Source organism: Epilithonimonas sp., from assembly GCF_032055105.1.
Classification (GTDB): Bacteria; Bacteroidota; Bacteroidia; order Flavobacteriales; family Weeksellaceae; genus Epilithonimonas.
Genome location: NZ_DAMBRK010000007.1, coordinates 26,615 through 39,847, shown reverse-complemented (window position 1 = coordinate 39,847; position 13,233 = coordinate 26,615). Strand labels below are relative to the sequence as shown.

The 13,233-nt window shown below is 32.7% G+C and carries 14 protein-coding genes; 3 read left to right on the top strand and 11 right to left on the bottom strand.

The genetic code is table 11. From position 1 onward, the window contains the following. Positions 1-9: 9 nt before the first annotated feature. Complete coding sequence (locus RTY06_RS07625) at positions 10-963, bottom strand: ketoacyl-ACP synthase III (protein ID WP_312823977.1); 954 nt, start codon at positions 961-963, stop codon at positions 10-12. 131 nt (positions 964-1,094) lie between these two features. On the opposite strand from RTY06_RS07625, the gene RTY06_RS07620 reads away from it, so the two are divergent. Then, on the top strand, positions 1,095-2,255 hold the full coding sequence (locus tag RTY06_RS07620; protein ID WP_312823975.1) for a glycosyltransferase 61 family protein: 1,161 nt from the start codon (positions 1,095-1,097) through the stop codon (positions 2,253-2,255). Between the two features lie 4 nt (positions 2,256-2,259). Here RTY06_RS07620 and RTY06_RS07615 read toward each other — a convergent pair whose 3' ends face one another. From RTY06_RS07615 to RTY06_RS07605, 3 genes are read right to left on the bottom strand one after another with little or no spacing between them, the layout of a single operon-like run. Continuing rightward, the gene (locus RTY06_RS07615; protein WP_312823973.1) at positions 2,260-3,390 is read right to left on the bottom strand and encodes a glycosyltransferase; all 1,131 of its coding nucleotides are present in this window, start codon (positions 3,388-3,390) and stop codon (positions 2,260-2,262) included. A 2-nt stretch (positions 3,391-3,392) separates the two neighbouring features. Continuing rightward, positions 3,393-4,292: a glycosyltransferase family 2 protein gene (locus tag RTY06_RS07610; protein ID WP_312823971.1), complete on the bottom strand. Its 900-nt coding sequence runs from the start codon at positions 4,290-4,292 to the stop codon at positions 3,393-3,395. Beyond that, the gene (locus RTY06_RS07605) at positions 4,292-5,443 is read right to left on the bottom strand and encodes a glycosyltransferase (protein WP_312823969.1); all 1,152 of its coding nucleotides are present in this window, start codon (positions 5,441-5,443) and stop codon (positions 4,292-4,294) included. The genes RTY06_RS07610 and RTY06_RS07605 overlap by 1 nt, the downstream gene beginning before the upstream one ends. A 92-nt stretch (positions 5,444-5,535) precedes the next feature. Between RTY06_RS07605 and RTY06_RS07600 the strand changes: the two genes are divergently transcribed. Continuing rightward, positions 5,536-6,309, top strand: a complete 774-nt coding sequence (locus RTY06_RS07600) for a class I SAM-dependent methyltransferase (protein ID WP_312823968.1) — start codon at positions 5,536-5,538, stop codon at positions 6,307-6,309. A 30-nt stretch (positions 6,310-6,339) separates the two neighbouring features. On the opposite strand, the gene RTY06_RS07595 is transcribed toward RTY06_RS07600, so the two are convergent. Beyond that, complete coding sequence (locus RTY06_RS07595; RefSeq protein ID WP_312823967.1) at positions 6,340-7,359, bottom strand: glycosyltransferase family 2 protein; 1,020 nt, start codon at positions 7,357-7,359, stop codon at positions 6,340-6,342. Beyond that, entirely contained in the window at positions 7,359-8,162 is an 804-nt protein-coding gene (locus RTY06_RS07590) for a glycosyltransferase (RefSeq protein WP_312823966.1), read from the bottom strand. The genes RTY06_RS07595 and RTY06_RS07590 overlap by 1 nt, the downstream gene beginning before the upstream one ends. Positions 8,163-8,223: 61 nt before the next feature. Between RTY06_RS07590 and asnB the strand changes: the two genes are divergently transcribed. Continuing rightward, entirely contained in the window at positions 8,224-10,047 is a 1,824-nt protein-coding gene (asnB, locus tag RTY06_RS07585) for an asparagine synthase (glutamine-hydrolyzing) (protein WP_312823964.1), read from the top strand. 7 nt (positions 10,048-10,054) lie between these two features. On the opposite strand, the gene RTY06_RS07580 is transcribed toward asnB, so the two are convergent. The 5 genes from RTY06_RS07580 to RTY06_RS07560 form a co-directional block, all read right to left on the bottom strand. Continuing rightward, positions 10,055-10,885 (bottom strand): alpha-1,2-fucosyltransferase, encoded by an 831-nt coding sequence (locus tag RTY06_RS07580; RefSeq protein WP_312823963.1) that lies wholly within the window; start codon positions 10,883-10,885, stop codon positions 10,055-10,057. Beyond that, the gene (locus RTY06_RS07575) at positions 10,882-11,166 is read right to left on the bottom strand and encodes a hypothetical protein (RefSeq protein WP_312823962.1); all 285 of its coding nucleotides are present in this window, start codon (positions 11,164-11,166) and stop codon (positions 10,882-10,884) included. The genes RTY06_RS07580 and RTY06_RS07575 overlap by 4 nt, the downstream gene beginning before the upstream one ends. A gap of 17 nt (positions 11,167-11,183) precedes the next feature. Continuing rightward, positions 11,184-11,612 (bottom strand): hypothetical protein, encoded by a 429-nt coding sequence (locus RTY06_RS07570; protein WP_312823961.1) that lies wholly within the window; start codon positions 11,610-11,612, stop codon positions 11,184-11,186. A 74-nt stretch (positions 11,613-11,686) separates the two neighbouring features. Next, the gene (locus tag RTY06_RS07565; RefSeq protein WP_312823960.1) at positions 11,687-12,661 is read right to left on the bottom strand and encodes a hypothetical protein; all 975 of its coding nucleotides are present in this window, start codon (positions 12,659-12,661) and stop codon (positions 11,687-11,689) included. Between the two features lie 2 nt (positions 12,662-12,663). Continuing rightward, positions 12,664-13,227, bottom strand: a complete 564-nt coding sequence (locus tag RTY06_RS07560; protein WP_312823959.1) for an acyltransferase — start codon at positions 13,225-13,227, stop codon at positions 12,664-12,666. Between the last annotated feature and the right edge of the window lie 6 nt (positions 13,228-13,233).

The following is a 13,233-nucleotide window of genomic DNA, read 5'->3' as shown; positions in this document are numbered from 1 at the left end:
TGATTTTGATTAAAACTCCAAAATTCCGGCTCCCCAAGAATAGCCAACGCCAAATCCTGCCACCATCACTTTGAAACCTTCTTTTATTTTGCCTTGTTCAAAAGCCAGTTTCAGAGCAATAGGAATGCTTGCCGAGACTGTGTTACCAATGTTTTTCATATCCACGAAGAATTTTTCTTCTGGGATATTACAAAGGTTTCTGAGATAATTCAACATATAAGAACTCGCTTGGTGGAAAACGAATAAGTCGATTTCGTCCAATTTGAGTTTGTTCTTTTTAAGAGTATCCTGGATCAAAGTCGGGATGTTTTCTACAGCAAAAGTGAAAATCTTAGGTCCCTTCATAAAAAGGGTAGGCTGCTCATCTGTTTGGTTTCTGGAAGCGCCTTTTTCTACAATCAGATTATTGAATCCGCTACCGTCTGTGCCTACGGAAAATTGATAATGCTCCTTAGAATCATCTTTTTCAACAATAGTTACAGCTGCTCCATCTCCAAAAATAGTTCTGTTGGATTTGTCATTTTTATCCAAAAACTTGCTGTAAGTTTCGGCGGTAACCAATAAGATGTTTTTTGCCACACCAGATGCAATAAGTCCTTGTGCTAATGTCAACCCGTAAACGAATCCAGAACAGCCCAGGTTAAAATCTAATGCGCCAATGTTCTTGGCAAGACCTAATTTGTCTTGTAAAATACAAGCTGTAGTGGGTAAGAAATAATCGGGACTTTGGGTGCAGAAAAGAATAAAATCTATTTTGCTTTTATCGTAATTTTTGAAAAGTTTCTCACAAGCTTGATATGCCAAATCCAAAGCTGTCTCAGACTCATCTGCAATATGTCTAGACTCTACACCTATTTTTGCTTTGATTTTTTCGGCACTCCATTCTGGGAATTCTTTCGAAATATCTTCGTTGGTTAATATATTTTGGGGCAAATAATATTCAATTGCTGCAATATTGATCATTATACTCTTTCCTAAATTTTTGCAAAGATAAGCATCTTAAAACAATGTTATGTAAAGAATGTAATGAGTATTTTTTTTTACGTTATAATTAACTAATTTTATAAAAAATGACCTTAAATTAAATATCAGATTTGGAAGCAAAACAATACACATACCTTAATGTTTTAAAAGAGACTAATTACAGAAACATTCCAGATGCTGATATAAAATTTACAGAATCTCAAAATGTGGTTATTCTACCTTTTTTATATCTGGGCTCTGGTGCAATCCGAAGAGCTGGCGGTGTACTTAATGACAGGGAGGAATATATTGAAGAATCGGGATCCAGAAAAGGTTACCTAAAATACGGAAGGGCTTATCAATATGATAATTCGAACATAGAATTTGTAAATGAAGAAGTCATATGGTTTGGCTATTTTTACAGCCATTGGGGGCATTTTATCATAGAATTGATTGGAAGAATGTGGTTTCTTCTAGAAAACTATAATGGTCAAAAAATTATTTACATCAGTCAAGATGGAGATGAGTTTGGAGGTGTTTTTTTAGAATTTATGAATTATCTCGGTGTTGCTGCAGAAAAAATAGTCAAGATTACGAAGCCAATTGGATTTGCCAAAATTATTATTCCAGAGTATGCTGCTACAGAATATTATTATTCTAGTCAATATATCAAACTGCTTGATAAAGTGATTGCAAATTCTGATTATGAAAATTGTACTTTTCCTAAACATGAAAATATCTATCTGTCCAGAAAAAAAGTAAGTGATAGCAAGATCAAGGATTTTGGAGAGAAAGAGATAGAAAAGCAATTTGAGAAGAATGGATTTGTTTCCGTTTCACCAGAAAAATTATCACTTCGAGAACAGATTAACCTTTGGAATAGGACGAGAAATATAGCTTGTATCAATGGAACTTTGCCTCTCAATATCGTTTTCAATAGAACGAAGATCAACCTTGTAGTTCTCAATAAAACTGATATCGTTCATGAAGCTTTGATAAGTATACATAAGGTTTTTAATAAATCAAATATTATCTACATTGATGTTTTTTATGAAAAATATAAAAGTCTAACCAAGAATATTGGAGTTGGTCCATTTTTTCTCTATCGCTCATCAAAACTCAGTGAATTTCTAAAAGACAATCATTATAAAGGTTTTAGAGATGCGAGTTTTCACAATCTGCGAATGAAAGCTTATTATGTTAAGTACAAGATTTACAAGATCTATGGTGATTACTATTATCTCATTCCGAAATATTACTACAAATTAAAAAAGAGATTTTTAAAGACCTGAGTAATTACAGAATATTTTTCCATTTTTCTATAATAGCATCTTTTCTCCAATTCTGAGATTCCATAAAGGAGGATTGTATTAGGCTATTTAAAAATTGCTCGTTATGAGTCAGCGTTTCTAATTTTTCTGTAAATGAACGTTGATCACCTAAATTTATTAGATAACCATTTTTTTCATTAATGATATCGGATGGACCATAATTGCAGTCATACGCTATCAAGACATTTGAAAAAAACATAGCCTGGATCAAAATAGTGGGCAAAGCTTCTACCTTGGATGTCAGACAGTTGATTTTTGAAGTTCTAAGGAGTTCATAAACTTCTTCCATATTTTTGCTTCCCAAGAGCTCAATTTTGGAGCTGAGATTTTTTTCTATCAATTCTTTCCGGATATGATTTTCCATACTGCCGCTTCCAATAATGATAACTTTCCAACCGTCAGGAAGATTGGTTTGGGATATAATCTCTACTAGCTCACTTATATTTTTCTCGGGATCCAATCTTGCAACCACAGAAATAACGTTATTCTTGTTTTCTAGAGATAAGAAGTTCTGTGCTTCCACCTCATTATCCATAGTATTGTAAATAGTTATTGCGTTTTTATTGATTGTTTTGAAATAATTTTCTCCGGGTATATTGGTACTTATAACTGTTTTTAAATTTTTATAATAACTCCTCAATCTGCTCCAAAAAAAACCTCCAGTTGTATGACTAATATGTTCCCAAGCAATTGTTTTGTGACGTACACTTTTATTAAGCGCTAGAGAGCAAGACAGTTTATACCAGCAAGATATTATGTTGTCATAGTTTTTATGGTTGTCTTTCAGCCATTTATTCATCAATAATGTAACTCCTAATTGATAGATGTAATCATTAATATTCTGTAATTTTGGGATGAATCTTAATCTTTTTTTATTGAATTTACAAATCCCAAAAGCCCAATGTCCAAAACTATCCAAGTAATGCTTTTTGACTCTATGATCTATAGGGTAAAAATCCTCGTGTTCTGTCATTAGAAAGAGAATGTCTACCTCGTAACCTTTATCAACTAGTTCATTGGCAAGGTTCGATAGGACCTTTGCAACGCCTCCAGCTTTTATGTTTTGATAATAAATGAAGAGCAGTTTGTTTTTCATCTTTAACTGAGGGATTTAAAAATTGGATAAAAAAGAAAGGTCAAAGTTTTCAAAAGTTTAGACTCTAATCCCGAGACTGTTTTACCAAAAGAACGATTGTCTAAAATACAAAACTTCAAATATCCTCCGAGATTTCTAATCAGTGTTTTTGGGTGGCGAAAAAACTTATCGTAATAGGTATTCAGAAAAGCTTTATAATTTTCTGCTAAACCGAATGCATTTTTTTTGTCATAGAATTGATTGGCCAGAGAGTGTTCATCTTCTTTGTCACGGAAATAGATTCTTGTAACCTCATTAATGCAATAATGAAAACCTAATTTATCAAACTGGAATTGAAAAACACCTTCCGGAATAAAGCCTTTCCCAGAAAGATCTCCGAAGTTTAACTTCATTTTTTTATAAATCTCCGTTTTTCCCATTCCCCACTTATCGCCTTTGATTTTGAATCTGTAACGCATATCAAAAATAGTACAGATCAAAGGTTCTTTCGGAAAGCGGTCACCTACGATATTTCCAAATTGGTCTTCGCAAAGTGTGGATACAAAAACGATATTTTGAATGTCGGGAATACCTTTCCAAGTCTTGACCAAGATTTCCATAGAGTCTTTGGGCAGAGCGTCGTCTGAATCTAAAGGAGAAAAATATTGACCTTCTGCCAGATCAATTCCTCGGAAAAAAGTAAGAAACTTGTGTTGATTTTCCTGGTGATAATAGCGGATTGTGAAGTCTGATTTTTTTTGAAAATCTTCAACAATCTCCTTGGTGTTATCTGTAGATCCGTCATCTATCACTAGCCATTCAAAGTCTTTGAAAGTCTGCTGTTGCAAAGATTTGAAAACCCGGGGCAATGTATGAGCCCGGTTATAAGAAGGTGTGAGAATAGTGACAGTCGGTTTGCTCATTATTTAAGTTGGTATTGGCTGAGAAATATATCTGTTACTGCATTATAGATCTTCTGATTTTCAAATTTATCCACTGCTTTTTCGGTATTGGTTTTAATATTTTGAGGAACTTCAGGATTGGTTAAAAATAATTTCATTCCTTCATAAATCGAATTTTCATCAGGGTTTACAAGATATCCATCAATATTATGTTCTATCATTTCCGGGATTCCACCAACATTGGTACTTATGATAGGGATGTTTAGCCCCATTACTTCGCCAATTGTAAGAGGATAAGATTCTGATTCTGAAGGCAAGACGAAATAATCAGAATTAATGATGTAAGGATAAGGATTGATCTGCGAGTCAAGAAGTAAGAATGTCTTCTCCACATCAAGCTCTTTGGCTTGATTCTTAAGATTTTCCATTTCTCCACCACCGCCAATTAATACAATCGAGTGTGGAAAACCTTCATCCAAAAGTCTTTTGTGGATTTTCATCAGCGTGTGATAATTCTTGCGACTGTGCAATCTTCCCATAGAAGAGAAAACGGGTCTGGTTTCATAACTCACGGGAAACTCGGTAGCTCTTTTTCTTACTTCATCAATCTTGATGGCGTTGTAGATTACAGAACTGTTTGGATATTCTGTTTGATAAAGATCTTTGATGACATCTCTCGTCTGTTTGGAACCGAAAATAACCCAATCAAATTTTTTAAGATTATTGATTCTATTATGAACTCTTTCTCTATCTGGATCATAACCGACATCTGTATGAAACCAAGCTATTTTTCTAGATTTAAGAGGACTAGATAGGATGTTTTCAAACTCTGCGTAAGTGGGTGCAATCTCTAGGTCAAAGTTTTCTTTGATGACTTTTTTATATAGTCTTTTTGGATTTTTCCGATAAAAAAGAAGAGTTAGATTTCTTTTGATTAATTGAAGGGTTCTAAGCAATTTGTTTTTGCTCATATCTTCTTTCCCTTTTTGGAATGTAATGAGCTTTACATCATTTGGAATATTATTTCTGAGTTCGCCCTGATTGAGTGTTAAGAAAAATGTAATATCAAAAATATCTCGTGGTAGATTTTCCAAAAGATCGAGAAGAACCTTCTCTACACCGCCCATTTCCATAGATCTATGGCGGAAAAGTATTTTTATTTTTTGATGCATTTGTGTTAATTTCAAAAAAAATGATTCTAAAAAAACAAATATAAGATTGTTTGTGCAATTCTTTTGTATTTTTGAATTTCAAAACATGATTTATGAATAAAATTGCTGAGATTGTTTCGACCTTTTTTGCCTACTTAAAACGTCCGGATCTTTATCCAGAATTGAGACGAAAAATCTGGAAAAACATATTCAATCGTTCATCCGGATTACGAGGGAAAGAAGAAGCGGAGCAATGGTGTAAGAGCATTGCGATTTCTGAAAAAGATTTCATAGAAAAAGTTTTGAACACTACCTTCATCCCTTTTGAGAAACTTTTTCCTCAAGAGTTTGCATTTGCCTTACAAGCGCAAGCAAAAGCGCCTGTGAAAATGGGAGGAGCAGGATCTTTAAGTGTTATTTATTACATTAATGAATATGCGAATGCTCACAAATCGATAGAAACCGGCGTGGCTTACGGATGGTCTTCTTTTGCTGCTTTGGCATCTTTGGTTCATAGAAACGGAACGCTTTATAGCTCTGATATGCCCTACATTTTGCAAAACCAAAGCGAGGATTTTGTGGGCTGTGTAATCCCGGAAAAATATAAAAATAACTGGGAGCTTTACAGGTTTGCCGATAAAGAATCGCTTCCTAAGATTTTTGAAAAAACCAATACTTTTGATGTGGTGCATTATGACAGCGACAAAACCTATGACGGAAGAATGTGGGCTTATAAATTATTATGGAACAAGCTGAAAAAAGGAGGTGTTTTTATGAGTGATGATGTGGGAGATAATGCGGCATTCAAAGACTATTGCGAGCAGAATAATCATCATCCTTATATCATAGAATTCGATGGCAAATTTGCCGGAGTTATCATAAAATAATCAGAAAGCGTTTCCAATTGGAGCGCTTTTTTAATGTGTATTACAACCCATTTCTTCGTATTGATTACGGAATTTGTTAACCCATTTTTCAAATTCTGGAATGTTGATGTTTTCCGAAACAAAACTTTTAAAATAATCAAGAGAAAAATCTTTGGGAAAGTTTTCCATTGCATCAAATTCTCCCTTCATCCAAGCTTCATTAATCAAATAATTGAATCGATTAACATCAAAATCAAATCCATACTCGTGATAAGAATTGGTTGCAGAAGATTGAAAAGTAGTTTTCATGGCTTCTGTTTTCAATCTGGATATGAAATTGGGATTGTGTTTATTTTTTCGATAAAATAAAGAGGCGTTTATAAGTTGTTTTTTTTCATCCACTTTACCATCCATATCTTTCCAAATGTTCAGCCAATAATCCTTTTTGTAAAAACCCATTAATATAGAATTGAGCGACCAGTATTTCAAATGAGTATGATTGTTGACGATTTTCAATTTGTAAAGAATCGTGAAAAATTTATACTGATTATGGAAAAAAGCTGTCATCAGTTTTTTATTCAGTAACAACAAATCTTTTGGCTGAGCAGATTCCAAATCTTCGGAAATTGAGTTTAGATTTAAATCTTTTCTTTCGCTTTCATTACCTAACCAGCCTAATTTTAAAAGATTGATGTCGAATTTTCGAGCTTGTTCTTGTAAATCATCAACATTAATTGGTTGTGTAAACCATACATCATCTTCTGTTACAATCACATACTCCGAAGCTTTTTTTACATTGTCGTACCAGAATTTGGTAGGGATTTCAAAACCATTTATCGGTTTTCCGGATTTTAGGTTTTCCTCAATTGCTTCTATTTTCTTTTCGTAGCTTCCAGAAGGGTAGATTTCTACTTCGGGATGGTCTTTTCTTATTTTATCAAGATATTTTTTCGGTGTTCCATCATCCAGGACTTTGATCTTAAAGTTACCAGAAACATTCAGTTTAATCGATGAAATACATCTATCAAGGTAATAAGGTCGGTTAAAAGATTTGATTAAAATATCCATCATCAAAATTTTCGCAAAATTTTCGCAAATAAATTATTTTGTTTCATTTTTAAAAATTCAGGAAGGTTTTTTATTTCGGAAACTTTTTCACCAAAAAGTTTATTGATTTTTCTTCTCTCCAAAGTGTCCAAAAGTACCTTTTGCCAGTTTTCATTAAGCTTCAATTTTTTTGATGAATCTTGAGAAACACCATTGGTGTGAAGCCTATAAAGATATAACGGTTCTTTTATGAAAGTAAAATCTCCAGTTTCGTATAATTTTAGATAAAGGTCTTGATCCACGGCAGAAGTCAATTCTGTATTGATGCCAACAGTTTTGTTGTATGCCGATTTTTTAAAAGTAAAAAAATGATTGGCTTCTAAAAATATATTGAAGAACTTTCTGTCTCCATTTTTTACAGCTCTGGAATGTGCAAATATCCGCTGAGGTTTTAGATAGTTGTCACAAAGTATAAAACTAGAGTAGGTAACTACATTATCTGCAGTGTGATTTTTTAAACTCACTTCTATAGCATTTTCTACCAAAGCATCATCGGGATCCACAAAGCCACAGATTTCCCTAGAAGACAAATCGATGCATTTTTTTTTGGTAAATCCTACGCCACTATTCTTGACATTTCTGAATAGCCTGAATCTTTCATCCTTATTTGTGAGTTCTGTGATTTTTTCAAAAGAATCGTCCGTAGAGCAATCGTCTACAATTATAACTTCAAAATCTTGAAAAGTTTGTTTGATAAGACTGTTATAGCAATCTTTGAAATATTCAAAATTGTTGTAATGTGCGATAAGGACAGAGAATTTTTTCATCGTGTAAGGATATTGTCAAAATTAACAAAATAATCTTAGATTTGTATCTTAATATTGCTATATGTGCGGAATTACGGGGATTGTAAAGAAAAATATTCTAGAAGAAAATTTATACAAACAAACTCTTAAAAAGATGACAGATTCTATCATCCACCGAGGTCCGGATGATGAAGGTCACGAGTATTTTCAAAACTGTTTTCTTGGTTTTAGGCGTTTGGCAATAGTAGATCTTTCCAAAGATGGTCATCAACCGATGTATTCTAATACCAAAAATGAATGCATTGTTTTCAACGGAGAAATCTATGGCTATCGTGATTTGAAAAAAGATCTTTCCAATTATCCTTTCCAAAGCAATACAGATACAGAAGTTATATTGTCATTATATCAAAAAAATGGGATAGAACTTCCAAAGCAACTCAATGGTATGTTTTCTTTCGCAATCTGGGACGAAGATAAACAACAGCTTTTTTGTGCAAGAGATAGATTTGGAGAGAAGCCATTTTATTACGCTATTGGAAATAATGGAGAATTCATTTTTGCATCAGAAATCAAATCTATTTTAGCAACGGGTCTTATAGATGAAGAACTCAATGATGAAGCTGTTTTTCATTTTTTGAGATATATGTACGTTGACAGTCAGCAAAGTATCTATAAAAATATTAAAATTTTACCTCCTGCTCATCAATTAATCTATACAGATGGAAAAATTGAAGTTTCTCAGTATTGGAATTTTCCTCAAGAAGAATTACAAATTTCTGAAAATGAAGCGATTGAGAAATTTCAACAATTAGTTGAAAAATCTGTTGAGAAACAGTTGGTTGCAGATGTGAAAGTAGGCGCTTTCCTTAGTGGAGGATTGGACTCGGGAACTTTGGTTGCTCTTTCCTCAGAACATCATCAAAATTTGACTACTCTTGGTTTCCAATACGAAGGAGATTGGGATGAGATGCCAGATGCCAGAACAATTGCCCAAAAATATAATACAGATCACAAAGAAGTCGCACTCCAAAATGCTGACATACCGAAAACTTTAGTAGAAGTCTTAAAGAAGTTGGATGAGCCGCTTGCGGATACTGCAATCCTCGCAACTTATACTATTTGTAAAGAAGCAGCCCAGAATATGACTGTTGTAATTACAGGTAATGCTGGAGACGAACTTTTTGGTGGTTACAAATGGTATCAGCAAGAAAAAGAAATTCTTGAAAAAGGAGGCGCAAATGCCTCACTTTTGCCATTGTATAAAGTGGGTTCTACAATCAGTGAAAAATTAGGTCTTGAAAAATTGAGGTTGTATTTTCTTGATCATATTTTTCGATCTAAGTTTCCTGATATTGTCTCTTATCAGAAAGGAAAGGTTCATAATAATTTTACAGAGGAAGAAACACTCCAATTGATGAAAACTAGACCGAATTATGAACATCAATACAATTTTCCTTTAGATAAGAATAATCTGAATACACCAATGAGAATGGATCTAACCAATGTGATTGCTGGAGATTATCTGGTAAAAGATGATCGTATTGCAATGATGCATTCTATAGAATTGAGAACGCCATTTCTGGATAAAGATTTGGTGGAATTTTGTTCAATGCTTCCTGCAAAATATAAAGTAGATGAAAAGCAGACCAAGATTATACTAAGAAAAGCATTTGGTGAAAAATTGACTCAAAATATTCTTACGAAAAAGAAACAAGGCTTTGGTGCGCCTATCTCGCAATGGTTAAGAATTCCGGAAATGGAAGATATTACCAAAAATATACTTAAAAACTTTAGCTCAAAAATATTTATAAAATTAGATTTCCAGGCGGTTCAGAGACAACTCAATTATAATTATAAACATTGGAGTTTGCTGGTTTTGGGGATTTGGATGGAAGAACATTTATAGAGTCAAATCATTTTTCATATTCAAAAGAAACAATCTTAAAATTTGTGTTATCATAGATACCTTCAGGAAAATCTTTTTTAATTTTAAAACCAACAAAAAACTCTGGTGCTAAAATTTGGCTTGCGGTATTACTAAGAAATGCTGCCCACCAGCTGAATGTGCTGTTGGAAATGATAATAGATGTGGCATTCTTTATAAGTTGGAAATCAATGATTTCACTTTCAGAAAAAACTTCAATACCTTCTAAGAAATCAAATCGTTCTTTTGCCAATTCTTTATCGTCGGTTATAAGAACTATTTTATGAGACTTAATGTCTTCTATGTTTTTTAGGGCATTTTTATAATAAGAAATGGGTAAAACAAGATTTTTTCCGCCAAGACTTTCATTTCCCCAATTGATATAATCTCCTAATCTGCAATGGATGGCCAAAATTTTGTTTTCCTGATATAAATTTCCATATCTTTCATTGAACTCAGCTAGATATTTAGTTTTTATTTTTATGTTCTTTCGGATAACATCTTCATAATTTTCAAAAAACAATAAAGACTGAAAATATCCATCTAAAACAATGTTATTCTCGATGCCTTTTTTAACATCGATAAGCGGTTCAAAATCATACTGAGAATAGGTTTTCTTTGGAAAAAACGTAATAAGTCTGTGGATGAATTTACGAAAATAAAATGAATCAACCCAAGAAACTTTTTCAAAATATTTCTGAAAACCTTCGTCCCAACCATATACCAATACAGGTGTTTTACACTTGTTTTTTAATGTAAAATAGAGTGCATATTGGAAGAGATTATTTTCTATTCTTCCTTTCAAGTTAATGAATTTCATGATTTGATTTTGTAATAGATTGTATAGGCAAGGCTTTTCAAAGCTCTGTGGAAATGTTTTCTAGAACTTATAAAGTTGTAGTACTGAATATTGAACTTATTGAGAATGTTGGAAATGAAATTGAATCCTGTAATATTGGTTCTAACATATAAAGCATCTCCCCAAAAATTCTCATTGACAAAAGTTTCTTTTCTTACAAACCCATGATTCGCTAAAAAAACATCTAAATCTCTCAATAAAGTGCAGTTTTTGTAGAGTTCTTTTAAGTTGATTTCGGCCATTATAAAATCAAAATTATTTAGTAACCTTGTAGATCGATTACCATTAATTTGTAATCATTCAACACAATAGAATTTTCGAGGAAATAACTGTCCAATCTTCTTCCTACAATTTTTTGTGTTTCAACGATTTTAGTTTTATGAAGTTTTTGCGTCAGTGCTGGTTCCAAAATGGATGAACTTTGATCAAAATCCGTAATATTAAAAATGATTTCTTCCCTGTCTTTTTCAGAAATCATAATATTGTATATCTGGCTATTGATAGGATAGTTTTGTAATTTAGTTTTCAGACCATCAACTAACTTCGAATTGCCTTCTACCCAAATTACATCAGTAATATCGTTTGCTGAATATTCTTCTGCTTCTTCTGCTAGATGGGCGCCCAGATGCAGAATTTTTGTAGGGAAATTAGGATACTTTTTTTTAAGATAAGGAAGTGATAAAAGCATAGTTTCTAATTTTAAAGTGAAAATTTTATAATTATTACCCCTAAATGTTTTTAGAACGGAACAATTGATAACAATTACCAATAGCAACCACCTTCTATTTTTTCAAAATCCTTAGGAATATCTTGAGTAAAAATCCAACCACTTCCATTGTCTTTTCTTAGCTCTGTATAATGTTTCCATTCTTCCCATCTTTTGCCCTTGATTCCAAAAAGAAGTTGCGTCACACCTCCTAGATGAATGGCTTGTTTTCCAAAATCTTTTACGAAAGAGGCTAGAGGGAACCCATAAGCACCACAACCAATTATCGCAATATCAAAATCGGTCTTAGTAATCTGATTTTTCATAGAATCTAATGCATCAAACCAAGTTTCGAATTCAGATTTTTGACCAGCTATTGTTTGTACAGCTTTTATGGTTTTTAATTCAAAATCAGGTAATATCTTTGGGTTTTTGTAAAGAGAATCTTTTCGTAAGAATTGATATTTGATAGATTCTTCAAATGGATGTACCAAGAGTACTTTTTTGCTTTTTAATTCATAAGACCAAGGGTTTTCGTAAAACCAAGGCTCTAGTTCTCTTATTTTACAAAGCTCTACTTGTTCTGGGATATTTTTAACCTGATATTCCATCTCGTTCCAAACGCCAAGAATATCAAGATTTTTGATAGATTGATTGTAAATATTAATAAACTTTTCTGCCAAAGAAAGATCATTAGGAAAAAAACCAGATAACAAGCAAAGATTATCTAAAAAGATAGAGTCTTTTTTCCAAATAATATTAATGTCTCCAGATAATGTTTTTGCAATACCTGATAAATCAGAATTAATTGATTTTTGCAATAATTGATTAACTAAAAATCTAGTTTCTGTACTGCCAAGTCTTCCAATCATGAAAGGTTTTCCGCTTTTTATCATTTCAGAAATCAATTGATTGGTCTCTGTATTTTTTTCACGATTCAGAACATCATCAAAACGATTGTTTTTGTGTAACAATGGAGCTGTTCGTTTTGCAAGACGGTGGAGGTAATGATAGTTATTGGAATTAATCATTTTTATAACGTTTTTATCATTTGGTTTTGTTTGTTGATAATGATAGAGTTGTCCGGAACATCTTTATGAATCACACAACCAGCACCCAAAATAACATTGTTGCCAATGGTTACATCTTTCAGAATAACAACATTAGCACCAGTCCAGACATTGTTTCCCATTTTAACTTTACCAATACTGAAGTCGGTTTTAGAAACAGAAAAAGGGTCTTTGGTATATTGATGATTATGATCAAAAATTTTCATCCCTTCTCCCAAAATGCAGTTTTCTCCAATGGTTACTTCTCCCAAACAAGAAATTGTTGCCCTTGTGATGTAAGTATTTTTACCAATAGTCAATTTACCATTTGGTTTTACGGTGATGAAGTTTGACTGGTTGATTGTTACATTTTCTGCAATATCAAATTTTGCAGATTGAGAAATGTCAAAAAAATTATCAGAGCCTATTTTGAAACTGCTATGAACTTGACTTTTATTCGTAAAGAATAGCTTCCGTTGATTGGAAATCACACACAGATTGACAAAATTTTTTAATTTGAGAAAGATTTGACCAAGTACTGATTTCATTTTGTT

What these genes read in the sequence shown, in the direction of transcription:
- RTY06_RS07580 (WP_312823963.1), bottom strand. Translation starts at nt 10,885, where the DNA reads ATGAAATTCATTAACTTGAAAGGAAGAATAGAAAATAATCTCTTCCAA.
- RTY06_RS07595 (WP_312823967.1), bottom strand. Translation starts at nt 7,359, where the DNA reads ATGATGGATATTTTAATCAAATCTTTTAACCGACCTTATTACCTTGAT.
- RTY06_RS07610 (WP_312823971.1), bottom strand. Translation starts at nt 4,292, where the DNA reads ATGAGCAAACCGACTGTCACTATTCTCACACCTTCTTATAACCGGGCT.
- RTY06_RS07625 (WP_312823977.1), bottom strand. Translation starts at nt 963, where the DNA reads ATGATCAATATTGCAGCAATTGAATATTATTTGCCCCAAAATATATTA.
- RTY06_RS07570 (WP_312823961.1), bottom strand. Translation starts at nt 11,612, where the DNA reads ATGCTTTTATCACTTCCTTATCTTAAAAAAAAGTATCCTAATTTCCCT.
- RTY06_RS07565 (WP_312823960.1), bottom strand. Translation starts at nt 12,661, where the DNA reads ATGATTAATTCCAATAACTATCATTACCTCCACCGTCTTGCAAAACGA.
- RTY06_RS07605 (WP_312823969.1), bottom strand. Translation starts at nt 5,443, where the DNA reads ATGCATCAAAAAATAAAAATACTTTTCCGCCATAGATCTATGGAAATG.
- asnB (WP_312823964.1), top strand. Translation starts at nt 8,224, where the DNA reads ATGTGCGGAATTACGGGGATTGTAAAGAAAAATATTCTAGAAGAAAAT.
- RTY06_RS07600 (WP_312823968.1), top strand. Translation starts at nt 5,536, where the DNA reads ATGAATAAAATTGCTGAGATTGTTTCGACCTTTTTTGCCTACTTAAAA.
- RTY06_RS07590 (WP_312823966.1), bottom strand. Translation starts at nt 8,162, where the DNA reads ATGAAAAAATTCTCTGTCCTTATCGCACATTACAACAATTTTGAATAT.
- RTY06_RS07560 (WP_312823959.1), bottom strand. Translation starts at nt 13,227, where the DNA reads ATGAAATCAGTACTTGGTCAAATCTTTCTCAAATTAAAAAATTTTGTC.
- RTY06_RS07575 (WP_312823962.1), bottom strand. Translation starts at nt 11,166, where the DNA reads ATGGCCGAAATCAACTTAAAAGAACTCTACAAAAACTGCACTTTATTG.
- RTY06_RS07615 (WP_312823973.1), bottom strand. Translation starts at nt 3,390, where the DNA reads ATGAAAAACAAACTGCTCTTCATTTATTATCAAAACATAAAAGCTGGA.